At 71.0% G+C, this 22,552-nt stretch carries 19 protein-coding genes and 1 pseudogene; 5 read left to right on the top strand and 15 right to left on the bottom strand.

Annotation, left to right across the window (positions count from 1 at the left end):
* The first annotated feature begins 220 nt into the window (after window positions 1–220).
* The 3 genes from ABT147_RS09310 (at window position 221) to ABT147_RS09300 (ending at window position 7,280) form a co-directional block, all read left to right on the top strand.
* Window positions 221–3,454: an FtsX-like permease family protein gene (locus ABT147_RS09310; RefSeq protein ID WP_351403656.1), complete on the top strand. Its 3,234-nt coding sequence runs from the start codon at window positions 221–223 to the stop codon at window positions 3,452–3,454.
* The gene (locus tag ABT147_RS09305; protein WP_351403655.1) at window positions 3,451–6,222 is read left to right on the top strand and encodes an ABC transporter permease; all 2,772 of its coding nucleotides are present in this window, start codon (window positions 3,451–3,453) and stop codon (window positions 6,220–6,222) included. Before ABT147_RS09310 ends, ABT147_RS09305 begins: the two co-directional genes overlap by 4 nt.
* Window positions 6,223–6,296: 74 nt before the next feature.
* Window positions 6,297–7,280: an ABC transporter ATP-binding protein gene (locus ABT147_RS09300; protein WP_351403653.1), complete on the top strand. Its 984-nt coding sequence runs from the start codon at window positions 6,297–6,299 to the stop codon at window positions 7,278–7,280.
* Here ABT147_RS09300 and ABT147_RS09295 read toward each other — a convergent pair.
* Window positions 7,277–7,969 (bottom strand): ABC transporter ATP-binding protein, encoded by a 693-nt coding sequence (locus tag ABT147_RS09295; protein ID WP_351403652.1) that lies wholly within the window; start codon window positions 7,967–7,969, stop codon window positions 7,277–7,279. The genes ABT147_RS09300 and ABT147_RS09295 overlap by 4 nt on opposite strands.
* Window positions 7,970–8,175: 206 nt before the next feature.
* On the opposite strand from ABT147_RS09295, the gene ABT147_RS09290 reads away from it, so the two are divergent.
* A complete protein-coding gene (locus tag ABT147_RS09290) occupies window positions 8,176–8,412 on the top strand; it encodes a bacteriocin immunity protein (RefSeq protein WP_351403651.1) in 237 nt (78 codons plus the stop codon).
* Window positions 8,413–8,447: 35 nt separating this feature from the next.
* Here the strand turns inward: ABT147_RS09290 and ABT147_RS09285 are convergent, their stop codons facing one another.
* From ABT147_RS09285 to pqqA, 12 genes are read right to left on the bottom strand one after another with little or no spacing between them, the layout of a single operon-like run.
* Window positions 8,448–10,589 carry a PQQ-dependent sugar dehydrogenase gene (locus tag ABT147_RS09285; RefSeq protein ID WP_351403650.1) on the bottom strand — a complete coding sequence of 714 codons (2,142 nt, stop codon included), beginning with the start codon at window positions 10,587–10,589 and terminating at the stop codon, window positions 8,448–8,450.
* A gap of 31 nt (window positions 10,590–10,620) precedes the next feature.
* Window positions 10,621–11,586 carry a LamG-like jellyroll fold domain-containing protein gene (locus ABT147_RS09280; RefSeq protein ID WP_351403649.1) on the bottom strand — a complete coding sequence of 322 codons (966 nt, stop codon included), beginning with the start codon at window positions 11,584–11,586 and terminating at the stop codon, window positions 10,621–10,623.
* Between the two features lie 53 nt (window positions 11,587–11,639).
* Window positions 11,640–12,419 carry an ABC transporter ATP-binding protein gene (locus ABT147_RS09275; RefSeq protein WP_351403648.1) on the bottom strand — a complete coding sequence of 260 codons (780 nt, stop codon included), beginning with the start codon at window positions 12,417–12,419 and terminating at the stop codon, window positions 11,640–11,642.
* A complete protein-coding gene (locus ABT147_RS09270) occupies window positions 12,409–13,140 on the bottom strand; it encodes an ABC transporter ATP-binding protein (protein ID WP_351403647.1) in 732 nt (243 codons plus the stop codon). Before ABT147_RS09270 ends, ABT147_RS09275 begins: the two co-directional genes overlap by 11 nt.
* A gap of 34 nt (window positions 13,141–13,174) precedes the next feature.
* Window positions 13,175–14,203 (bottom strand): branched-chain amino acid ABC transporter permease, encoded by a 1,029-nt coding sequence (locus ABT147_RS09265; protein ID WP_351403646.1) that lies wholly within the window; start codon window positions 14,201–14,203, stop codon window positions 13,175–13,177.
* A 43-nt stretch (window positions 14,204–14,246) separates the two neighbouring features.
* On the bottom strand, window positions 14,247–15,134 hold the full coding sequence (locus ABT147_RS09260) for a branched-chain amino acid ABC transporter permease (protein ID WP_351403645.1): 888 nt from the start codon (window positions 15,132–15,134) through the stop codon (window positions 14,247–14,249).
* A 7-nt stretch (window positions 15,135–15,141) separates the two neighbouring features.
* Entirely contained in the window at window positions 15,142–16,380 is a 1,239-nt protein-coding gene (locus ABT147_RS09255; RefSeq protein WP_351403644.1) for an amino acid ABC transporter substrate-binding protein, read from the bottom strand.
* The gene (pqqE, locus tag ABT147_RS09250; RefSeq protein ID WP_351403643.1) at window positions 16,377–17,534 is read right to left on the bottom strand and encodes a pyrroloquinoline quinone biosynthesis protein PqqE; all 1,158 of its coding nucleotides are present in this window, start codon (window positions 17,532–17,534) and stop codon (window positions 16,377–16,379) included. Before pqqE ends, ABT147_RS09255 begins: the two co-directional genes overlap by 4 nt.
* Entirely contained in the window at window positions 17,531–17,794 is a 264-nt protein-coding gene (gene pqqD, locus ABT147_RS09245) for a pyrroloquinoline quinone biosynthesis peptide chaperone PqqD (RefSeq protein ID WP_502983061.1), read from the bottom strand. Before pqqD ends, pqqE begins: the two co-directional genes overlap by 4 nt.
* A 38-nt stretch (window positions 17,795–17,832) precedes the next feature.
* Window positions 17,833–18,564 (bottom strand): pyrroloquinoline-quinone synthase PqqC, encoded by a 732-nt coding sequence (gene pqqC / locus ABT147_RS09240; protein ID WP_502983064.1) that lies wholly within the window; start codon window positions 18,562–18,564, stop codon window positions 17,833–17,835.
* Window positions 18,565–18,578: 14 nt separating this feature from the next.
* The gene (gene pqqB / locus ABT147_RS09235) at window positions 18,579–19,535 is read right to left on the bottom strand and encodes a pyrroloquinoline quinone biosynthesis protein PqqB (RefSeq protein ID WP_351403641.1); all 957 of its coding nucleotides are present in this window, start codon (window positions 19,533–19,535) and stop codon (window positions 18,579–18,581) included.
* Between the two features lie 9 nt (window positions 19,536–19,544).
* The gene (gene pqqA / locus ABT147_RS09230; protein ID WP_351403640.1) at window positions 19,545–19,658 is read right to left on the bottom strand and encodes a pyrroloquinoline quinone precursor peptide PqqA; all 114 of its coding nucleotides are present in this window, start codon (window positions 19,656–19,658) and stop codon (window positions 19,545–19,547) included.
* Between the two features lie 330 nt (window positions 19,659–19,988).
* Here pqqA and ABT147_RS09225 point away from each other — a divergent pair, with 330 nt between their 5' ends.
* Window positions 19,989–21,113: a PQQ-dependent sugar dehydrogenase gene (locus ABT147_RS09225; protein ID WP_351403638.1), complete on the top strand. Its 1,125-nt coding sequence runs from the start codon at window positions 19,989–19,991 to the stop codon at window positions 21,111–21,113.
* 468 nt (window positions 21,114–21,581) lie between these two features.
* On the opposite strand, the gene ABT147_RS09220 is transcribed toward ABT147_RS09225, so the two are convergent.
* Together ABT147_RS09220 and ABT147_RS09215 are read right to left on the bottom strand one after the other, a co-directional pair.
* A complete protein-coding gene (locus ABT147_RS09220) occupies window positions 21,582–21,986 on the bottom strand; it encodes a hypothetical protein (RefSeq protein ID WP_351404083.1) in 405 nt (134 codons plus the stop codon).
* Between the two features lie 146 nt (window positions 21,987–22,132).
* Window positions 22,133–22,552: pseudogene (locus tag ABT147_RS09215) on the bottom strand (superoxide dismutase); the annotation flags it as partial.

The raw sequence follows: 22,552 nt of genomic DNA, 5'->3' as shown, positions 1-22,552 counted from the left end.
TCGTCGGCCAGGTTGCCTCGCCGCCACCGCGTCGACCCCTAAGACGCTCGCAGGACCGTCCAGGATCCGCCCAAGACCCGCCGGAATCCGATCACAAGGCGACCAAGGTCAGTCCTACAATTCCCTCTTGCATCCACGCGCCAACGACGCCGTCTCGCGTTCCGGTCCGTGTGGTTGGAAAACGGGGGATTCGGTGGGGGAAAGAGCTGTGCCGGCAGGCGTGTTGCGATTCATCGTGCTGCGGGCGTGGGTGCATCGCGCGCTCCTCGGCGCCGCGCTGCTGACCGTGCTGCTGACCACGGCGGTGCTGGCCGCGCTCACCGCCTACTCGGGCGCGATAGGCGACGCGGCACTGCGACGGTCGCTCGCCGAGCAGCGCACCGCCGCCGAGGCGGCCCTGATGGTCAAGGCCGATGTGCCGGCCGAAGAGCGGCAGGACGCCGACGACGCCGTGCGGGCGGGGGCCCGCACCATCTTCGACGGGCTGCCCGTGCGCGTGCGGAGCCTGCTGCGGTCCGGCCCCTACGCCCTTCCGCCCGCGCTGCGGCCCGCCTCCGAACGGGACGGCAACCCGAACCTCACCTTCTTCGCCGCCCTGGATCGCACGCAGGTGCGGACCGTCACCGGGCGGCTCCCCCGGGAGACGGCGACCACCGGAACCATCGAGGCCGCGCTGCCGCAGAGCGCCGCCAAGCGGCTCAAGGTGGCCCCCGGCGCACAGATGACCGTCACCGACCAACTGGGCGGCCCGGCGGTGCGCGTGCTGATCACCGGCGTGTACCGGCCGGTGGACGCCCGGGCACCCTACTGGCAGTTGGACGACCTGGGCGGCCGAGGCGTCAAGGCGTCGAGCTTCACCACCTACGGCCCCCTGCTCACCGCCACCGGCGTACCCACGTCGGGCCGGGTGAGCGTCGGCGCGTCGGGCTGGCTGGTGTCGGCCGACTACTCCTCGCTCACCACCGAGCGCATCGGCGCGCTGCGCGAGGCCGCCCGCTCGGGGAGCGCGGAGCTGCGCAAGCGGCCCGCGCTCAGCAGTACGACCGTGGCGGCCACCGGGTTGCCCGACGTACTGGACCGCATCCAACGCTCCTACCTCGTCACCCGCTCCAGCATGCTGATCGTCGCCGCTCAGCTCGCCCTGCTCGCGGCCTGCGCCCTGCTGCTCGTCGCGCGGTTGCTCGACTCCGAACGCATGGCAGAGACCCGGTTGCTGCGTGCGCGCGGGGCGACCCGGGCCCGGCTGGCGGGCCTGGCCGCGACCGAGGCCCTGCTGATCTCCCTGCCGGCGGTGGTGGTGGCGCCGCTGCTGTCGGGGCCGTTGACACGGCTGCTGGCCGGACAGGGCGCGCTGGGCCGGACCGGGGTGCGCGTCGACGTGCCGGTCGGGGGCCGGCCCGAGGTGTGGGCGGTCGCCGCGGGCGTGGCCGCGCTGTGCGCGCTGGCGGTGGCCGTCCCGGCGTGGCGGGCGACCCTCGCGGGCACCGTCGCGGTCCGGGCGGGGGCACTGTCCGGACCGCTGCGCGCCGGAGCGGACGTCGGACTGCTCGCCGTGGCCGGGGTCGCCTTCTGGCTCCTCGACAGCCAGGACTCCGGCGCCGTCACCGCCGACCGCGACGGAGTCCTCGGCGTCGACCCGCTGCTGGTCACGGCGCCCGCTCTGCTGCTCCTCGCCGGAACGGTGCTGGTGCTGCGGCTGCTGCCCCTGCTGGCGCGCGTCGGCGAGCGGCTCCTGGCCCGGGGGCACGGGCTGACCGGGGCCATGGTCGGCTGGCAGTTCAGCCGCCGGCCGATGCGCGGGGCGGGCCCGGTGCTGCTCCTGGTCATCTCCGTGGCGCTGGGCGTGGTGGCGATCGGTCAGGGCGCGTCCTGGCACCGCTCCCAGTCCGACCAGGCCGACTTCCGCGCGGGCGCCGAGGTGCGCGTCCTGGCCTCCGGAGGCGGCGGCGTCGGCCGTACCGACGTCTACGAGGACCTCCCGCACGTCGGCGCGGTCGCCCCCGCGTTCCGTGCCACCGTGTCGCTCTCCGGCAGTCGCAGCGCGACCGTGATGGCCCTGAACACGGCGGAGGCGGCCGGACTGGTGCTGGCGCGGAGCGACCTGACGGACGGTCCGCTGCTCGCCGGGCTCGCCCCGCGCGGAGCACCCGCGGGCATCGAGGTACCGAAGGGCACGACCCGGCTCACCCTGACCGCCGCCCTGCACAGCACCGAGCCGGGGCCGGGCGCGGACGTCACCCTCACGGTCCGGGACCGGCACGGAACCTCCTACGAGATACCGTCCGGCCGCCTCGCCGCCGACGGCCGCCCGCACCGGCTGACCCCGGACCTGAACGGCGCCCGGGGCCCGCTGGCGCTGACCGGGCTCGAACTGAGCACGCCGCAGCCGGTCGGCCGCCCGCACCGGCACCGCCTGGTCCTCGGCGCGCTCACGGCGACGACGGGCGACGGCGACACCCGGCAGCTGACCCTGCCGGCGAAGTGGACGACCGCCGTCGAGGCCGACCCGGCCGCCGTCCCCGAGGACGACGCCCGGCCGAGCAGACCTCGGCTCACCTCCACGACGCCCGTCACCATGACCTACAGCACCGGCTACCAGCCACCGGACATCTCGCCGCCCGCCTCGCCGCTGGAGGTCCGGCTCAAGGTCGCCCAGCCCGCGCCGCCCGAGATCGTCGCGGTCGCCACCGACCGGTACCTCACCGCGTCCGGTACACGCGAAGGCCAGCGCGTGGACGTGACGTTCGACGGCCGTTCCGTGCCCGTACGCATCGTCCGCACCGCGAGCGCCCTGCCCACGACGGAGGCCACCGCCGAGGACGGCGGGGCCCTGCTGGTCGACCTCCGGGCCGTCAACCGGGTGCTGGAGACCCGCTACGGAACCAGCCTGCAACCCACCGAGTGGTGGCTGGGCACCACCACGCCCGGTGCCGCGGCGGCGGCCGTCCGGGCCCTGCCCGACATCGATCCGGAACAGGTGACCGTGCGCGACGAGATGGCGGAGGAACTGCGCGACGACCCGTTCGGAGCGGCCCCGGAAGCGGCACTGGTCGCGGCGTCCGCGGTGACGGTGCTCTTCGCCTCCCTCGGCTTCGCGGTCAGCGCGGCAGGGGCCATACGGTCCCGGGACGGAGAGTTCGCCGTGCTGCGGGCCCTGGGGACACCCCGCCGCCGGCTGGCCAGGCTGGTCGCCGTCGAGCACGGCGTGCTGGTGGCCCTGGCACTGCTCGTCGGCACGGCCCTGGGCACCGTGCTGACGCACGCGCTCGTTCCCCTCGTCGTGCTGACCGGGCAGGCCACCCGGCCGCTCCCGCCGGTGCTGGTCGAACTCCCGCTCCTGCGGCTGGCCGCCCTGCTGGCTGCCCTCGCGGCGGGCCCCGCCCTCGTGACCGTGGCCCTCGCACTACGGCGGGCGAAACCCGTGACGACTCTCAGGGACGAGGTGACGCAGTGACCGCGCAGCCGGTGCCCCCTGAGGACGGGGGGACGAGGGCGGTGCCGCCGCACGTACGGGCCGGGTTGCGGACCCGGCTGAGGGCCTTCGCCGGTACCTCCGTGGCCCTCGCGCTGCTGGTCGCCGTGACCGCCGCGCTCGCTGCCGCCTACCCGCGCGCCGTCGACCGGTACGGGGACGCGGGGCTGCGCCGGGCGGTCGAGCAGGCCCTGCCGGACCGGACGACTGTGCAGGTGGAGGCCCCGCCCCCCTGGATGGCCGAGGTCAAGGAGGCGGAGGACGTCCTGCGCCCCGGCCCGCTCGCCGAGGTGCGGAACGAGGTTCTCGCCACCGCGCAGCCACCGCTGGTGCCCGACCGCGCGCAGTCGGCGTACGGCGTGCGCACGACCGTCGCCCTGGAGGCGTCCGACCCCTGGCTGCCCCGGCCCGCCGGCCTGCCCGCCCAACTGCTGCTCGCCGCCCAGCAGGACCTGGCCTCCCACACCCGGGTCAGCGCGGGCCGGCTGCCGCGCACCACGGGCGGACCGGTGACCGCGGAGACCACGAAGGTCGAGGCCGTTGTCACCGCGGACACCGCCCGCACGCTCCACATCCGGGTGGGCTCGGTGATCCACATACCGTCGGTGCGTGCCCCGCTCGCCGTCCGGATCACCGGGATCGTCGTCCCGCGCGCCCCCGAAGGCGCCTACTGGTCGACACTGCCGGTGCTGCACACCCCCGCCCTGAGCCGCCTGCCCGGCAGCGCGCCGACGGACGTCTACTGGCTCGGCGGCCTGTTCCTCGCCCCCGACGCCGGCCCGGCCCTCCTGGGCACCCCCGGCAGCCCGCACCGGTACTGGCACGTGGCCCCCGACGCCGCCACCCTGCGCGGCCACGATCTCGACCGCCTCGCGTTCGCCGTCGCCGCCCTCGAATCGGGCCCGGGAGTGCAGCGCCTGCGGGAGGCCGTCGACGAGCGCCTGGAGGCCCAGACGAATCTTGACGAGGTCCTCGACGACCATGCCGGACTACGGTCGGGGATCAGCCCGCTGCTTCTCCTCGCCGCCGTCGGCACCGGCAGCCTCGCCGTGATCGTCCTGGCCATGATCGGCGGCGTGGCAGCCGACCGCCGACGCGCGGAACTGGCCCTGCTGCGTGCCCGAGGCGCCTCACTGCCCGGCCTCGCCGTCCGGCTGCTGGCGGAGACGGCGGTGGTCGCCGTACCGGCCGGCGCCCTCGGACTGACCGCCGCACTGCTCGCCCTGCCCGCCACCCGCACCGCCCCCGCCGTCACCGCCGCCCTCGCCGTCACCCTGTTCGCCTGCGTCACTCTCCCTCTGCGGGCCGTGGTGGCGCACCGCACGGTACGGATGCACGACGGCCGGGAGGACCTCACCTCCGCCCGCCCGTCGCGGCGCCGTACGGTCGCGGAACTGACCGTGCTGGTGATCGCGACGGGAGCGATCCTCGCACTGCGCCGACAGGGATCCGGCAGCACCGGTCTGGTCGCCGCCGCCCCACTGCTGACCGGCGTGGTCGCGGCCCTGCTGCTGGCACGCCTGCACCCCCTGCCGCTGCGTGCGCTGAGCAAGGCCACCACGCGCATGCGCGGCCTGGTGCTTCCGCTGTCGCTGGCCCAGGTGGCCCGCGCCCCCGGCTTCGCCGTACTGCCGCTGCTCGCCCTCCTCAGCGCCCTGACCACGGCCGCGTTCGGCGGCTCGGTCCTGGCAGGGGTCACGGAGGCCCGCGACCAGGCTGCCCTCCTCGACGTCGGCGCCGACGGCCGCGTCGAGACCGCCACCGGTGAACTCCCGCGGGCCCTGCCCGACCGCGTACGCCGACTGCCCGGCGTACGGGACATGACGGAAGCGAGCGTCACCAGGGAGGCGAAGCCGCGGCAGGGCAGTCAGCCGGTACCGCTGGCCGGTGTGGACCCCGATGCCTACGCACACCTGTCCCGCCACATGGACCTGGGGCCGTTCGACGCGGCGAGCCTCCGCCAGAAGGACGCCGGCGCGACAGGCAACGCAGACCGGCCCCTGCCCGCGCTGGCCTCACCACGCGTGGCCGAGGAGTACGGCACCGCCCCCTACTCCGTCCTGCTCCCGGACGGCACCTCCGTCACCGTCCGCGTCGTCCTGGTCCGGGAGCACACCCCGGCTGTGACCGGTGACGACTTCCTGATCGTGGACCGCGCCGGCCTTCCCGACGGCGCCGCGCGCACGACGACCCTGCTGCTGACAGGCGACACCCTGAACGGCCGGGCGCTGCGCTCGGCGGCGCAAGGCACAGCGGCAACCGTCCGGCTCCGCGCCGAGGAACGCGCACGGCACGTCGACTCACCGCTGCAGTCCGGCGCGGAACGCCTGTACGGTGCCGCGGTCGCCGCGAGCGCCGGGTACGCGGTCCTCGCCCTCGTACTGACCGTGCTGCGCACCGCGCCCGAACGCGGCGCCCTGCTCGCCCGGTTGCGCACGATGGGCATGAGCCGGTCCCAGGGCCGCCGACTCCTGATCCTCACGGCCCTCCCACAGGCGTTCCTGGCCACGGCGGGCGGCATGCTGACCGGCTGGATCGGCATCCACCTGCTGGCACCCGGCGTCGACCTCACGACCATCGCCCTGGCCTCCCCGTCCACCCCCGAGGGAGCCGCGCTGCGCACCGATCCGCTCTCACTGGCGGTTCCGGCGCTGACCGTGCTGCTCCTGGCCATCGCCGTGCCCGCCGGCCAGGCCTGGTGGACCAGCCGACGCGGCTCGGTGCGCGAACTGCGGCTGGGGGACAGCTAGACCGTGAGCAGACCCTTGCGACCAAGCCCTCTCCGGCACCGGCCCGTGTGCCCCCGTCTGCCCAGGAGCAGCCGATGACCAGCACCCCGACCTTCCACGAACTCGCCGACCGCGCCCGCGCCGCGCGCGACGCCGCTGCCTACGGTCACGACGCCCTGATCACCTGCGACCGGCTGGTACGGATCTTCTCCGCCGACGGTGTGGAGGTCCAGGCACTGCAAAGCCTCGATCTCCTCGTCCACCAGGGAGAGCTCATGGCCCTGGTCGGGGCCTCCGGCAGCGGCAAGTCCACCCTCATGAACATCCTGGCCGGACTGGACCGACCCACCGCCGGCGCCGCCCGCGTCGCCGGCCACGACCTGGTCACGATGTCCGCCAAGGAACGTCTCGCCTACCGGCGCAAGACCGTCGGCTTCGTCTGGCAGCAGACCTCCCGCAATCTCCTGCCCTACCTCACCGCCGCACAGAACGTCGCCCTGCCCCTGCAGTTGGCCCGCACCCGGGACCGGCGCCGAACCCGGGCCGACCGCGCCATGGAACTCCTCGACCTGCTGGAGGTCGCCGAGTGCCGCGACCGCCGGCCGCACGAGATGTCCGGCGGCCAGCAGCAGCGCGTCGCGCTCGCCGTCGCCCTCGCCAACGATCCCGCGGTCCTGCTCGCCGACGAGCCCACCGGCGAACTCGACTCCCACACCGCCGAACAGGTCTTCGCCGCGTTCCGCACCGCCAACGAGGAACTGGGGACCACCATCGTGATCGTCACCCACGACCAGTCCGTCGCCGGTGAGGTCCGCCGTACGGTCGCCATCCGGGATGGCCGCACGTCGACGGAGGTCCTGCGCCACAGCGAAGTCGACTCCGCCACCGGCCAGGAGAACCTGGTCGCCCGCGAGTACGCCATGCTCGACCGGGCCGGCCGCCTCCAACTCCCCGCCGAGTACACCCGGGCCCTGGGGATGCGCGACCGCGTCGCCCTGGAACTGGAACCCGACCACATCGCCGTCCGCCCGGACGACGCACGGAACGACCGCCAGGGCTCGGCCGACGAACGCCTCTAGGACTCGGTGATCTCGCCGTCCTTCAGCTCCAGCACACGATCGGCAAGGTCGAGAAGGGTCGTGTCATGGGTGGCCACGAGAGCAGTGATCTGTTCGCTACGAACGACCGCGCGCAGCAGCTCCATCACGGAGTGCCCGGTTTCCGCGTCCAGCTGGCCGGTGGGCTCGTCCGCGATGAGAATCGACGGACTGTTGGCCAAGGCGCGGGCGATGGCGACGCGCTGACGCTGCCCGCCCGACAACTCGCCCGGACGCTGCGCGGCATGGTCCGCGAGCCCCACGAGGGACAGCAGCAGCTCGACACGCTCCCGCCGCTCACGCGGATCCGCCCTGCGCAACCGCAGCGGCACGCCCACGTTCTCGGCAGCCGTGAGGATGGGAATGAGCCCGAACGACTGGAAGACGAAGCCGATACGCTCCCGGCGCAGCGCGAGAAGGGCATCCTCACCCTGGTCCCGCAGTCGCAGCCCGTCGACGGTGACACTTCCGCTGTCCGGCTCGTCCAGCCCCCCGACGATATTGAGCAGCGTGGTCTTGCCCGACCCCGAACGCCCCTTGAGAGCGACGAGTTCCCCCGCGGGAACCTCGAAGGAAACGCCCCGCAGGGCATGAACGGCGCTCGCCCCTCGACCGTACGACTTGTGCACATCCGCCACCCGCAGCATGGCTGCGGCCACCACCTGACCCATCACGCCCCCGTATGCTCCGCCGCTCCCGCGGCGCGCCAGTATCCCACCGGACGCCCTACCCGGCCAAGCACGGAGCGCCACGGAGCCCGCGTTCCGACGCCTCGGTTCCTTCGGCGAGTGACGGTGCGTCAAAGGAAACGTCCCTCGGTCTGTTGCGTACCGGGAAATCCAGGCGCCCGATACGGTGGTTGGGGTGGCGGAAGGACATGGTGGTGAGCGCAGTGGAGATGAGCCGCGCGGAGGCAGTCGCGCTTGTGCAGCGCATCATGGAAGCGGACTTCGCCTCCGACAACGAGGTGGATGGTTGGCTGGACAGACTCGACAGAGCCCTGGCATGCCCGTCAGGTCACGTCAGCGACTTGATCTTCTGGCCGCCGGAGCGGGACCTCTCGGCTGATGAGGTGGTCGATCAGGCCATGGCGTATCGGCCCATCGCTCTGTGAGGCCCCGCCTCGGCTTCGAAGCCGGATGCGCAGTCTCAGGGAGAGGAAACCGTCAGGTCGCGAAGTCGTCCGGTGTTGTCGAACGATCCGAAGCCCACTCTGCCGGAGGTGAGGGTGGTGTCGACGGCGGTCATCAGGGGGCGTTTCGAGCCGTCGACGTAGACAGCGGTCTCGCCGGTGCTCGCGCAGCGCACCACCCGCACTTTGTGCCAGGCGGTGTCGGTGATGGCAGGCGGGGCGCCTGTCGTGCCGTTCCACTGGTCGTCGATGCGTAGGCGGTCGGCGTCGTTGACGACGAAGACGCCGTTGTGCGGGTAGATGGTGTTGTCCTGGGACAGGTGGGCGTAGGAGAACTTCGTGTCCGACTGGTAGTCGAAGACGATGATCACGTCTCGGTTGGGTGTATCGACGGGGGTGTCGATGCGGACCTCGGCGTCTATGCGTACGTCGCCGTACGCCGCCGGGCCCGCCGTCAGTACGGCGTACTCGGACGGGCGGCGCGGGCCCGGGCGCTGGACGCCGGCCTCCGCGAGGACGGCCTCTCGGCCCGGGAAGCGCCACTTGGACGGGGTGACGGGGGCCCAGTTCCGGCCGTGCATGACGTGCGTGAGGCGGGAGCCGGTGGTGTCGCAGGAGGCGAACCTGCGGGTGCCGGTGATCTTCCAGATCTTGCCGTTGGCTTTGGAGAGCAGGTACAGCTCGCCGGCGGCGTCCCTGCCGAAGTGCAGGTCCACCCGGGTGTTCCCCGCCAGGTCCCGCATGGTGACGCGCTTGCCGTTCGCGTCGTACAGCATCAGGTCGTACAGCTGCGCCAGTTTCCCGCTGCCGCGCCGCATGTCCTTCGTGTCGGCGAAGAGCAGTCGTCCGTCGACGATGTCTCCGAAGATGTACTTGCCGCGTAGGGCGGGAAGGTCATGGCCTCGGTAGACGAAGCCGCCCACGACTGCCCGGCCGACGTCGGAGGTGCAGTTCCAGTCGGCGGGCGGGTCGTGGTCGTAGGCGGCTACGGGGTAGGTGTAGCCGTACTTCTCGTCGTTCTCGGGGAGGGGCAGGATCTGGTCGCAGGGGTCGGTGGCCGTCTTGTCGTAGACGAACGGGCCTTCGCGTTCGCTCCAGCCGAAGTTGTCGCCCGCGCGCACCTCGTAGACCGACTCGACGGCGTGCTGGCCGATGTTGCCGACGTACATACGGTGGCTGCCCGCCGGGTCCCAGCTGAAGCGGTGCGGGTCGCGCAGGCCGTACGCGTAGATCTCGCCGAGTGCGCCGGGGGTGGCGGTGAACGGGTTGTCCGGCGGGATCCCGTACTTGCCGTTGGTGCTGTTCGTGCCTCGTGGGTCGATGCGCAGGACCTTGCCGTGCGGCAGGGAGAGGCTCTGTGGTTCGCTGTTTCTGGCGCCCTGGCCGCCGTCGCCGACCGCGAGATAGAGCAGTCCGCGGTCGCGGCCGTGGGCACCGGCCGTCGGGTTGAAGTCGATCTGCTGGATGCCGTGGACCGGGCTCGCGAAGCCGATGCGCAGGATCTCCCGGCGGGTGCCGGTGAAGGTGTCGGCCGAGGGGTCGGTGGCGGTCCACTCGGTGACGACGCCGTGGTAGACCGGGGCCGCCTGCTGCCGGTAGTCGGGTACGGCGGTGGTGGCGGAGGCCAGTTCGGTGTGCACGGTGTAGAAGCGGCCGTTGCGCTTGAAGCCGGGGTCGAAGGTGACGAACCCGAAGCCCTGGCCGAGGCCCCGGCTGGCGAAGAACACGGGGGAGAAGGTGGCGGCGATGTCCAGGTAGAGGTGGGGGTTGCCGCCGTCCCGTACCAGGTACAGCTTGCCGTTGAGGTCGGGTACGGCCTTTCGGCCGGAGCGGTCGGGGAGTTCGCTGAGGTGGTTGATACGGGCGTGCCGCATCAGCCGGGGATCGGTGACCGGGCCGGGCGGCGGATCGGTCTTCGGGAAGGCGGCGTACTCCTCGACGGTCAGCCCGATGCCGGAGGCGGCGGGCCGCTCGGGGATGGGGTCGGTGACGGGGTCGGCGGCCGCAGCGAGCGCCGTGCCGGGGAGGGCGACGAGGGCCGACAGCAACAGCGCGAGGACGGCCAGGAGAACCAGAGGGGCCAGGGAGATCGGTGAGATCGGGGAGACCTGGGGGATCGGTGAGGGGGGTCGGCGTCTGAGGCCAGGAGATGCGGCCATGGGAAGGTCACTCCTTTGTGAACGTGGGTCGTCAGTGGGCGGCCACCAGTCGGTACTGGGCCCGGATCCGGTCGCCGCCCACCGCGCTGTCCAGGAACATCAGGCTGTCCATGCGGCAGTCGCAGGGATTGCGTTCGGCGGTGTTCTGCGGGAAGCTGCCGCCGATCTTGATGCCCCGGGGGTCGGTGGGTGAGGCGCGGTGCGGGCCCGGGCCCGAGAGGTCCCAGGGGTCGCCGGGAACGGTGTAGGAGCCGTCCAGCCGCCGGCCGTTGCGGTACAGCGCCATCGCTCCCGTGTCGAAGTCGAAGGTGGCGGCCAGGAAGACCCACTCGCCGACCGGCAGCAGGGTCCGCCAGTCCTCGGATGCGGCGAAGGCCTGCGAAGCCGACCCGTCCACGCGTCGTCCGAGGGCCACGAGCCTCAACTCGCCGTTCACCTCGATGATCTCCAACAGGCCCCGCACCGCATGGCCGTCGGAGTCCCCCGACAGCACCCCGGCCAGGCCCACGGCACCGTAACGGTCGTCCGGGGCAGCAGTGTTGCTGTTGAGGGCCGGGTTCGGGCCGGTCATCTTGAACCAGCCCATCACCGTCATCCCTTCGACCGCGTTGAACGCCCTGAGCGTCGGCACGCCGGACGGCCCGTACACCCCCGCCTTCCAGTCGTCGTTGCCCTTCGCGTCCGGCGTCACCTGCCGCACCTGGAGCGAGGTCCGGCTGCCCCGGTGCGCTCCGTCGTGCGTGCGCATCCGCGCCCCGCCGCCGACCAGGTCGATCGCTGTACGGGAGAAGCCGAGGTCGTGTTCGCGCGCCGGGTTGCCGGGGACCGGGTGCTCGAAGTCGTAGTACGCCGCCAAGTGGGGGCGGAGGGAGGGGAGCACGGGGCCCGCACCGGGGCCCGCTCCTGTTCCGGCGCCGGAAGGTGCCGCTGCCGTGGTGGCGAGGGCGGTCAGCAGCGCGGCGACCGTCGCCGTGAGTGTGGTTCGTCTGCTGCGCATGAACGGTCTCCTGGAGTCCAGCGGCGTGAGGGGAGTCATCGGCGTGGTCGGAGTCATCGGCGTGCGGGACGACCGCCCAGATACAGCTCGCCGAGCTGCGGATCGGCGAGCAACTCGCGTGCCGGACCGGTGATATGGACCCGGCCGAGATCGAGAACACAGCCGGTGTCGGCGGCCTCCAGGGCGCGCCGCGCGTTCTGTTCGACCAGCAGCACGGCGGTCCCCGCGTCCCGCATCCGTACGATCTGCTCGAAGACCACCCCGGTCGCCTTGGGATCGAGCCCCATCGACGGCTCGTCGAGGAGCACGACCCGGGGTTTGACCATCAGCGAACGCGCGAACTCCACCTGCTTCTGCTGTCCGCCGGAGAGCAGCCCTGCCAGGCTCGTCCATCGCTCCGCCACGACCGGGAACAACGCCCGTACGAAGTCGGCCCGTTCGGCGACGAGTGCCTTGTCCCGCAGGGTGTAGCCGCCGAGCAGGACGTTCTCGGCGACCGTCATCTCCCTGAACACACTGTGCCCCTGGAGGACATGGGCGACTCCGGCGGCGAGCATCCGCTGCGGTCCACGACCGGTGACGTCCTCGCCGTCTACGAGGATCCGGCCCGAGCGTGGGGAGAGGAGACCACTGGCCACCCTCAGCACGGTGGACTTGCCCGCCCCGTTGGGCCCGACCAGACAGACGATCGCTCCGGCCGGCACGCGGACCGTCAGCCCGCGCAGGACCAGCGCCGCCCGGCCGTATCCGGCGCGGATGTCGTCGAGTTCGAGAAGGAAGGGAGGGTCGGTGGCGAACCCCGAGCCCCGGTCGGTGTGAGAGTCAGACGCCAAGGTATGCCCCGAGGACTCGTTCGTCGGACTGGATCAGCGATGGCGGGCCCTGTGCGATCGGCCGGCCGCGGTCGAACACGACGACGTGGTCACTGAGGCTCATGACCATGTCCATGTTGTGCTCGACGATCAGGAACGTCCGGCCCTCGGCGTTGAGTTCGCGCACCAGGTCGCCGATGCGGTCGATGAGCGCCGGGTTGACCCCGCCCGCCGGTTCGTCCAGCAGGATCAGCTCCGGTGCGGTGGTCAGTACGCCCGCCAGCTCCAGCAACTTCTGCTGGCCCCAGGAGAGTTGACGGGCCTCGGCCCGCTCCAGGTGCTCGATGCCCATCCGGGTCAGCCAGTAGCGGGCCCGCTCGGTCTCCGCACGCGTGCCCGAGCGCCCGAGCCGGCCGGTGAGACCGCTCGGCCGGACGGCGGCCAGGAGGTTGTCCAGCACGGTCATCCGGGGGAAGACCCGGCAGAGCTGGAAGGAACGCCCGATGCCCGCGCGGGCGATCCGGTGCGGGGCTCTGCCCGTGAGGTCGCGTCCTCGGTACGTGACGCGACCGGAGTCCGGGCGGATCATCCCGGTGACACAGTTGAAGAAGGTCGTCTTTCCCGAACCGTTGGGCCCGATCAGGGCGTTGACCTTGCCGTGGTGGAAGGTCACGCTGGCCGAGTCGAGAGCGGTGACTCCGCCGAAGGCCTTGGTGAGCCCGGTGGTCACGAGGCTCGGCACGGGCCCCGCTTCGGGCTCCACCTCGAGTGCCCCGTCAGGTGCCGCTTCGTTCACTGTCCCTCACCTCCGTCGCGTCGCCCCCGCCGAACTCCCCGCCCCGCTCCCGCAGTTCGGCCGCGGTCACCTCCCGGATGGAGGCGTCGCCGGTCCGGCGGAACCGGCCGAGCAGGGCGCCGACGGCCGGGATGACGCCGTCCGGCATGAACATCACGACCACGCCGAGGAGCAGCCCCGCCACGACCAGATGCAGGGGCGTGTCCCCGTACTCGACCTTGGAGTACTCCAGCGCGTACCCGACGATCAGCGCTCCCAGCAGCGGCCCGTACAACTGGCGTACGCCCCCGAGCAGGGCCATCAGCACCATGTACGACCCGCTGAGGATGGAGAACTGGAAGACCGGGTCGAGGTCGCCGAACCACAGTGCGTACAACCCGCCGGCCAGCGCGGTGAAGGCGGCGGAGACGACGAAGACCACCAGCTTGTACGTGAAGGTGGGGATACCGAGCGACTGGGCCTTGTCCTCGTCCTCGCGGATCGCCTTCAGGCCCATGCCGAACCGCGACCGGTCGATGACCCACCACACCAGCAGGGCCAGCGCGAGCAGTGCCAGGAAGAGGAAGTAGAAGGTCCGGTGGTGCTCGGCCCGCAGCATGCCGGGGAAGGGCCGCGGTACGACCAGCCCCCGGGAACCGCCGGTGAAGGAGGCCCAGCTCTGGAAGACCAGCAGCAGGATGAGGACGAGGGCGATGGAGACGATGACGAAGGAGGCACCGCGCACCCGCAGGGCGGCGTAGCCGACCGGAACGGCGAGCGCCGCCACCATCGCCGCTGCGACGAACAGCGCGGCGAAGGGCGGGAGTTCACCCTTGGCGACCAGCAGACCGGTTCCGTACGCACCGAGTCCGGCGAACGCCCCATGTCCCAGGGAGACATAGCCCGTGAAACCGCCGACGAAGTTCCAGGAGGTGGAGAGCACCGCGTAGTTGAGGATGGCGATGCCGACCGTGATCTCGTAGGGGCTCGGCGCCATGGACGGGAAGGAGAGCGCCACGGCCGCCGCCACGAGCAGGACGCCGAGATGAACGAATGTGGATCTGGACCTGGTGTCAGAACCTCTGCGCAAGCCGCCCCCCGAAGAATCCCTGCGGCCTGACGGCCAGCGTGGCGAAGAGCGCGACGTAGAAGACGGTCTGCGCCCAGGTGGTGGACAGCTCCAGTTGCAGCAGGCTCTGCAGGACGCCCAGCGTCATGGCGGCGATGGCGGCGCCCGGCACACTGCCGAGTCCGCCGACGACGATGATGGCCATCAGCGGGCCGATCCAGTGCCAGTGCAGCGAGGGGTAGATGGTGGTGTCGAGGGCGAGCGCGGTGCCGCCGACGGCCGCCGTGGCGAGGCCGAGGCCGAACCCGTATCCGGCGACCTTGTCGGTGTCGATGCCGAGCAGCCGGGCGGCGTCCGGGTGCTGGATGGTGGCGCGCAGTGCCTGGCCGAACCGGCTGTGCTTCATGAGGAGGTAGAGGCCGAGCAGGGCGAGGGCGGCCATGCCGAAGGCGATCAGCTTCACCACCGCCACGCGGGCCCCGAGGAACTCGATGCTCGCGGAGCTGTAGCCGAGCCGGATACGGCGCTGGGTGCCGCTGAACACGTACCCGAGCAGCCCCTCGATGACCAGCGCCACCGCGAACGTGAGCAGCACGGACATCATGGTGAGCGTCGCCGGGCGGAGCCGGGTCAGGAGCAGGCGTTGCATGGCGACGCCCGCGGCGAAGAACAGCGGCACGGTGACGACCAGGGTGAGGAGCGGGTCGACGCCGGTCTCCCGGTGCGCGAACCAGGCGAGGTAGGCGGCCAGGATCAGGAAGGCGGAGTGGGCGATCATCACGACGCGCATCACGCCGAAGTAGAGGGTGAGGCCCGCCGCCAGGAGGGCGTACAGACCGCCCAGCAGCACGCCGAGGACAAGGCTCTGGAAGACGAGGCTCGCGGAGGGCATGCCGGCCTCACCACTTCGGTTTCGGATAGATCAGATCGGCTTCCTTCTGCGCCTCGGGGAGCACGATCTGTATCTCACCGCCGACCCACTGCTGAATCATGTGCGCGCTCTGCGGCCGCCCCTTGTCGTCCCACTTCAACGGCCCCACGACGGTCTCCACTTGATGGCCGCGCAGCCACTTCACCAGCTCGCTCTGGCAGTCCGGGTCCTGGGAGGCGCACCCGGCGGCCTCGACGGCGGCGGCCACCACCTGACCGGTCGTGTAGGCGTTGGCCTCGTCCTCCTCCGGCGCCTTGCCGAACTGCTCGGTGTACTTCTCGACGAACTCCTTGTTGGACGGGTAGCCGGCCTTCTGGGTGTAGCCGGTGGGCGCGAGAATGCCCTCGGTCTTGTTGCCGATGGCCTTCGCGAACTCCGGCTCGGTCGGCGCGGTGGAGAAGGCGGCCAGCTTCGGCTGGTAGTCGAGCTGTTGGAGGGCGACGATCAGATTGACGCCGTCCTGATACTGGGTGCCGCCCACCACCATGTCGGCCTTGGAATCGGCGATCTGGGCGGCGATGCTGCCGAAGTCGGTGGTGTTGGGCGGGTAGACCTTGTCGGCGACGGTCCTGATGCCGCCCTTCTCCAGCTTCTCCTTCAGCCCGTATGCCGTTCCCTGGGCGAAGGGGTCGTCCATGGCGGCGTACGCGACCGTCTTCGGACGCTCGCTCTCCGGCATGGCCAGGATGTGGTCGGCCAGGAGGTTGTAGTGGTCGTCGGCGACGGCAGGAGCGGCGTAGAAGAGGTTCTTGAAGCCCTGCTCGAAGACCTCAGGGGCCGCACCCGCCGGTTCGACGAAGAGCATCCCGTACTCTTCGGCCAGCCGCGCCGACGGGACGACGAGCCGGGTGGAGAACGGCCCGAAGAGCAGGTCGACCTCGTCCCTGCCGATCAACTGCTCGTAGTCGGAGACGACGCGGTCGGCGTTGGACTGGTCGTCGAGGATCTTCAACTCGACCTTGCGGCCCAGCAGTCCGCCCTTGTCGTTGACGATCTTCGCCCAGGCCTTGTAGCCCCGTTCGACGCCCTTGCCGGGTTCGGAGAAGTCCCCGGTGAGCGGTAAGGAGACACCGATCACGATGGGGTCGTCGGCCGAGTCCTGGGCGCCGGAGCCCGAGCCGCAGGCGCTGGCGGCGAGCAGGAGGGCGAGCGTACCGACGGCGGCCCGTACTCGTCCCCGGTCCGGTCTGTGGTGCGGTCTGGTCATCGCTTGACACCCCTCGTGGCTTCCGTGTGATGGCGATCGGGCCCCCGGTAGACGTAGTGCGGGGCGTCGGTGTCGGCGGACGGGGCGTCGGCGCGCGGCGGCTGCGACAGCGTGCGTACGAGCGCGTGGTCGGGTGAGAGCGCGCAAGCGGGGTCGGTGCGGGCGGCGTCACCGGTGAGCGCGTGGGCCTGACAGCGGCAGCCGCCGAAGTCGATCTCCCGGCGGGGACAGCCACCGCAGGGTCCGGTCATCCACTCCGTGCCGCGATAGCGGGCGAAGGCCGGGGAACTGTTCCAGATCCACTCCAGGGACCGGTCGCGTACGTTCGGCACGTCATCCGGGCCCAGCATCTCCCGGGACGCGGGGCACGGCAGGACGGCGCCGTCCGGGGCGACCGTCAGCGACACCGAGCCCCAGCCGCCCATGCACGGCTTCGGCACCCCGTCGAAGTAGTCCGGCATGACCCACACCAGTTCGATGGTGCCCGCCAGTCGCTCCCGCCGTCGCTCGACCGCCTCCCGGGCGCGGGCCAGCTGGTCACGGCTGGGCAGCAGCGCGGTGCGGTTGCGCAGGGCCCACCCGTGGAACTGGACGTTGGCCAGCTCGACCCGCTCGGCGCCCCAGGCCACGCCCAGGTCCACGATGTCGTCGACGGCGTCGAGGTTGTCGCGGTGCAGGACGACGTTGAGGCCCAGCGGCAGACCCGCGTCCCGTACGAGAGCGGCGGCCCGTTCCTTCGCCTCGAACGACCGGTGACCGGCGATCCGGTCGGACGCCACCGGGTCCGCGTGCTGCACCGACAGCTGGACGCTGCGCAGCCCGGCGGACACGAGCGCGGACATCCTCGCCACGCTCAACCCGACGCCGCTGGTGACCAGTTGGGTGTAGATCCCGGCCGACTCGGCGGCGGCGACAACAGTTGTGAGATCGCGGCGCAGCAGTGGCTCGCCACCGGAGAGGTGAGTGTGTACGACGCCGAGGTCCGCCGCCTGCCGGAACAGGTCGGCCCATTCCTCGGCGGAGAGTTCGAGTGAACGGCGCGTGAGTTCCAGGGGGTTGGAGCAGTAGGGGCAGTGCAGCGGGCAGGCGTGGGTGAGTTCGGCCAGCAGGGCCCAGGGCGCCGGCGGAGCCGTGCCCGGCGGCGGACTCGTCATCGCAGCCAGCCCTCCTCGCGTACCCGGTGGAGGAACCGGGGGACTTCGGCCGCTACGGGGGCGCCGGGGAAGCGGGCCGCCAACTCCTCGACGATCTCGTCCACGTGCCGTCGCCCGTCGCACAGCCGGAGGACATCGGCAGCCCGGCCCGCGAGGACCACCACCCGTTCCGGCAGGACCAACAGATCCGTCCCGCGCACCCGGTCGTGGCGGAGTACCACCGAGCGCGCCAGCGCCGGCCGCCAATCGGTCGCAGTCACGGTCACGGGCCGGGTCACTGGCCGGGTCACTGGCCGGGTCACTGGCGCTCCTTCCGGTCGCCGTGGTCGATCGCGTCGAGCAGCGACCACAACACGTCACACTTGAAGGCGAGGGCCGCCACGGCACGCTCCTGATCGGCCTCCGTGCGGGCCCAGTCCAGGACGAGGCCCAGTGCCTCGCCGCTGTCCTGCCGGCCCTGGGTCTCGCGAGTACGGAAGTAGGCGAGCCCATCGGCGTCGATCCACGGGTAGTGACGCTCGAACGCGGCGATACGCGTGCGCATGATGCCCGGCGCGGACAGCTCGGTGAGGGACGCCGCGACGGCCTCCAGCGGGGAGCGGAGCCGGCAGAAGTTGACGTATCCGTCCACCGCCAGCCGTACCCCGGGCAGTACTCCCTCACCGGACAGCAGCTCCGACCGGTCGAGCCCAGCGGCCTCGCCCAGCCTCAGCCACCGCTCGATGCCGCCCTCCCCGTCGGCCCGGCCGTCGTGCTCCTCGATCCGCCGCAGCCACATACGGCGCAGCCGAGAGGTGTCCAGCTTGGCCAGGACCAGGGCGTCCTTGACGGGGATGTGCCGCTGGTAGTGGAACCGGTTGAGGATCCAGCGGCGCAGCTCGTCGGGCGTCAACTCCCCTTGGTGCATCCGTACGTTGAAGGGATGGCGGTCGTGGTAGCGGTCCCGGGCCACGGCTCGCAGCCGTTCCTCGAAGCCCGTCGCGACATCTGTACCGACATCTGTGCCGACGTCTGAGCCGCTCTCGGTCAAGCCGATATCTGTGCTCACAGTTGGATCACCATTCCGTCTCCGGCCACCTCGATGCCCTGGTCTGCCAGTCGCTTGTGCTGCGGTGCGCTCGGATCGACGAGGGGATTGGTGTTGTTGAGATGGGTGTAGAGACTGCGGGCGCGCAGCGGCGCCAGGCGCTCCGCGGTGCCGCCCGGCCCGTCGATCGGGAGGTGCCCCATGCCGGTCGCGGTGCGGGTGGAGATGCCCGTACGCCGGGGTTCCTCGTCGTCCCAGAACGTGCCGTCGACGATCACGCAGTCGGCTTGCTCGACAACGGCCTGCAGAGCGTCGGGCCAGACGGCCAGCGCGGGGGCGTAGACGGCTGTCGCCCCGGTGGTGTGATTGGTGAGAAGCAGGGCCACGACCCAGGAACCCCCGTCGGGCACGGGCAACTCCACCGCGTAACGGGGGCGTTTGCCGGAGACGGGGATCGCGCTGATCGTGACGGTCGATTCCTCGGTGAGCGATACGGGCCGCTCCTGGGACAGTTCGCGCCAGGTGAGCGGCGTGTACGGGCCGAGTACGGCCTCCAGCCGCAGCCCGGTGCGCAGTGCCTCGCGCACGGGCCCGGTGGCGAGCAACTCCAGCCCGTCGGCACCGGCTTCGCGCAGCCGGGCGATGCCGAGAGTGTGGTCGAGTTCGGCGTCGGTCAGGATCAGCCCGGCGATCGGGGTCCGCCGCGAACCAGAACCAGAATCAGGACCTGATTCAGGACCACAACCTGAACCAGAACCAGAACCAGGATGCAGGGCCCGGCAGTTCTCGATCTGGTCGCCGATGTCGGGGGTGGCGTTCACGAGATACCAGCGGTCCTCCGACGCCTGTACGGCGAGAGAGGCGTGGCGGCGGCGCCAGTGCGGATGTGCACGTGCCCCGGAGCAGCCGGGACACGCACAGTTCCACTGGGGTACCCCGCCGCCCGCCGCGGTGCCGAGCACGTGCAGCAGCACGGCGGCGGGCTAACGGTCGCTCAGGAAATACGCGGTGACCTCCAGCGCGGTCTCGACGACCACGAAGTCGGGGGTCTGCCAGTTCGGCGCTTCTTCGTCGACCTGCTGTACGGATTCGGTCATGGGCCGTACCTGCCTTCCGATGTGGGGAACCGGTGTACACGGGCCAGGTCGTGCTGTGTGGCAGCAGCATCGCCAGCATCTGCCAGCCGGGTCAATGGGTCGGCGGAAAAGTGATCCGATCTCTCTTTGGCCGAAAATGGAAACGTCAAGGTCGACCGTCGTCGGGCCGATTGGCAAAATCGCAGCTGAGATGGCGCTGTCAGCCTGATCTCCCGGGTGAAGGTATGAACCTTTGGCTTTATCGTCTCTTGACCCTCAACCGCATACCTCCTACCTTCCGGAGGGCCTTCCCTGACTGACACACCACCCCCCACAGCGAGGAGCTCGCCCATGCGCGGATTCCGAACCATCACAGCGGCCGCTGCCGCGGTCACGCTCACCGCCGGTCTGCTCGGCGCGGCGGCCGGCGCCGGAAGCGCCACGGCACGAAGTGACAGCGGAACAGGCGGCGGAGCAGACAGCGGAACAGACAGCGGCATCGCCTCGGTCCCTTCGGCCATCCGAACGGTCTCGTCCGGCTGGACCGTTCCCTGGGGCCTGAGCTGGCTCCCCGACGGGTCGGCGCTCGTCACCGAACGGGACTCCTTCAAGCTCTTCAAACTCACCCAGGCGGGCACGAGGACCGAAATCGGCAGGGTGCCCAACGTCGTGACCACCAGCGGCGAGGGCGGCCTCCTCGGCGTCGCGGTCTCACCGAACTGGAACACCGACCACTACGTCTACCTCATGCACTCGGCGGCCTCCGACAACCGCATCGTCCGGATGACGTACAACGGCTCCTCGCTGAGCGGCTACACGGTCCTCGTCACCGGTATCGCCAAGAACAGGTACCACAACGGTGGTCGCATCAAGTTCGGCCCGGACGGCTACCTCTACGCCACCACGGGTGACGCGCAGAACAGCAACCTCGCCCAGGACAGGAACTCCCTCAACGGGAAGATCCTGCGGATGACGAAGGACGGCAAGCCCGCACCCGGCAACCCGTTCGGCACGCTCGTCTTCTCCCTCGGCCACCGCAACCCCCAGGGCGTCACCTGGGACGCCCAAGGGAGGCTCTGGGAAGCCGAGTTCGGCAACAGCAAGTACGACGAGCTCAATCTGATCGAGTCCGGCAAGAACTACGGCTGGCCGGTCTGCGAGGGCAACTGCTCCACCTCCGGGATGACCAGCCCCAAGCGGCAGTGGACCGTCAGCGAGGCATCCCCGAGCGCCGTCGCGTACGCCGACGGAGCCCTCTACATGGCGGCACTGCGCGGCGAGCGGCTATGGCGCATCCCGGTCAACGGCACCAGCGCCGGTACCCCCACCGCCTACTACACCACCCAATACGGCCGGCTCCGCACCGTGGAGAAGGTCCCCGGCAAGAACTCCCTGTGGCTGTCCACCACCAACGCCGACAACAACGGAGGCGAGCCGGACGGCGCGGACAAGGTGTTCCAGGTCGATCTGCAGTAGGACCCCATCCGGCGTCACACGCTTCTTGACTCCTGACCCAAACGTCCGCCCTCAAGGGCGCCTGACGGGCATCTGCCCAGGTCAGGCGCCCTCTATCTGTGTCTAGAAGAAGCCCAGCTTCTTCGGCGAGTACGACACCAGGAGGTTCTTCGTCTGCTGGTGGTACAGGCTCGCTATAGCCTCTGACCTGTGGCTATGGGTAGAAGTGCCTGCAACTGAGCCGAGTTGGTCCGCACCTGGCCCGGATCTTGGTACCGCGTGTGACGTTGACGTGCGGGGCCCGGGGGTCGAAATGGTGCAAGTAGTCAGAACAGGGTGCGTGGGGCTGGGCCGGCAACATCTCGGGGCCCGAACCGTCCCGGTGCTGTCCCTGCCGCACAGCCCGCGAGACCTGCAGCCCCGGCCGCGCAGCCCGCGGCTCCGGCCGCATCGTCGCGCGTGCCCAAGAGCAAGGTCCCGGCCGCGCCGTCAGCGACCACACCCCCGAGGACGTCGGTCGACAAGGGCCCGGCGACCTCGGCGGCCCGCCCCGTCACCGCCCCTCCGGCGGCCCGTCACGGCCGGTCCCACCGCCACCGTCACGTGGACCTCGACTGCGACTGACCGCCCGCCCCTGCCTCTTCCCCTGCTCTGGCGTCCGGAAGGAACGGAATGCCCACGCCCTCGTTCTGCCATACATGCGGCGTTCCGATCCGGTGGACCGTCACCGACGCCCGCAAGCGCCTCCCCGTCGACCTGGTCCCGGATCCGAGCGGGAACACGACTGTCTCCCGCGTCGGCCTCGGCCTGGCTGACCCACAGCCGCACCGCGGTCTCGGTCAGGTCGAAGTCCTTGGCGATCTGACCGACCGAGCGGTCACCACGCCGGCACAGCTCGACGATCTCGGCCTTGAACTCCGACGTGAACGAACGACGAGGCCGAGGCGTCTTCTTCCCCATGCTCTCCATGATGGACATCCTCCCGGGGCAGAACCCCTGATCTCGAATGTCCGTCAAAGCGGATCAAGCCCAGTCGTACGTCACACCAACGGCACGGACACCGCGTTGTAAGGGGTGTTCTCATCGCGGTCCGGGGTGGTGAAGCGGGAGTTGGGAAGGTACAGCCGACCCTTGTAGGCGGCGGCCGTGGTGGGCAGGTCGAAGCGGTCGTCCCTGATCACTCCGAATGCGGTGCCCCTTGTGCCCGATCGGTTGAGCCGGATCACGTCCACCTGGTTGCTGCCCGGCTGGACGACGTAGAGAGTGCGGCCGACGAGCACCAGCCCGTCGCCGCTGGGCAGCGTGGTGTCACCCAGGTCCACCTTGCGGGCCACGCCGGTGCGGGGGTTGACGCGCATCAGTGATCCGCCGTCCGCGGCGGCGTTGGTGACGAGCAGGGCGCTGCCGTCGGGGGTGAGCGAGATGCCGTTGGACGTGAAACCGGACTGCACCCAGTCACC

This window comes from Streptomyces sp. NPDC001868 (assembly GCF_040297125.1).
Lineage (GTDB): Bacteria > Actinomycetota > Actinomycetes > Streptomycetales > Streptomycetaceae > Streptomyces.
This window is presented reverse-complemented; position numbering and strand designations above follow the sequence as displayed.

Excerpts from the sequence above, each read along its gene's own strand:
- ABT147_RS09285 (WP_351403650.1), bottom strand. The coding sequence starts at position 10,589 with ATGGCCGCATCTCCTGGCCTCAGACGCCGACCCCCCTCACCGATCCCC.
- ABT147_RS09300 (WP_351403653.1), top strand. The coding sequence starts at position 6,297 with ATGACCAGCACCCCGACCTTCCACGAACTCGCCGACCGCGCCCGCGCC.
- ABT147_RS09290 (WP_351403651.1), top strand. The coding sequence starts at position 8,176 with ATGGTGGTGAGCGCAGTGGAGATGAGCCGCGCGGAGGCAGTCGCGCTT.
- ABT147_RS09260 (WP_351403645.1), bottom strand. The coding sequence starts at position 15,134 with ATGCCCTCCGCGAGCCTCGTCTTCCAGAGCCTTGTCCTCGGCGTGCTG.
- ABT147_RS09225 (WP_351403638.1), top strand. The coding sequence starts at position 19,989 with ATGCGCGGATTCCGAACCATCACAGCGGCCGCTGCCGCGGTCACGCTC.
- pqqE (WP_351403643.1), bottom strand. The coding sequence starts at position 17,534 with ATGACGAGTCCGCCGCCGGGCACGGCTCCGCCGGCGCCCTGGGCCCTG.
- ABT147_RS09280 (WP_351403649.1), bottom strand. The coding sequence starts at position 11,586 with ATGCGCAGCAGACGAACCACACTCACGGCGACGGTCGCCGCGCTGCTG.
- ABT147_RS09295 (WP_351403652.1), bottom strand. The coding sequence starts at position 7,969 with ATGGGTCAGGTGGTGGCCGCAGCCATGCTGCGGGTGGCGGATGTGCAC.
- pqqA (WP_351403640.1), bottom strand. The coding sequence starts at position 19,658 with ATGACCGAATCCGTACAGCAGGTCGACGAAGAAGCGCCGAACTGGCAG.
- ABT147_RS09255 (WP_351403644.1), bottom strand. The coding sequence starts at position 16,380 with ATGACCAGACCGCACCACAGACCGGACCGGGGACGAGTACGGGCCGCC.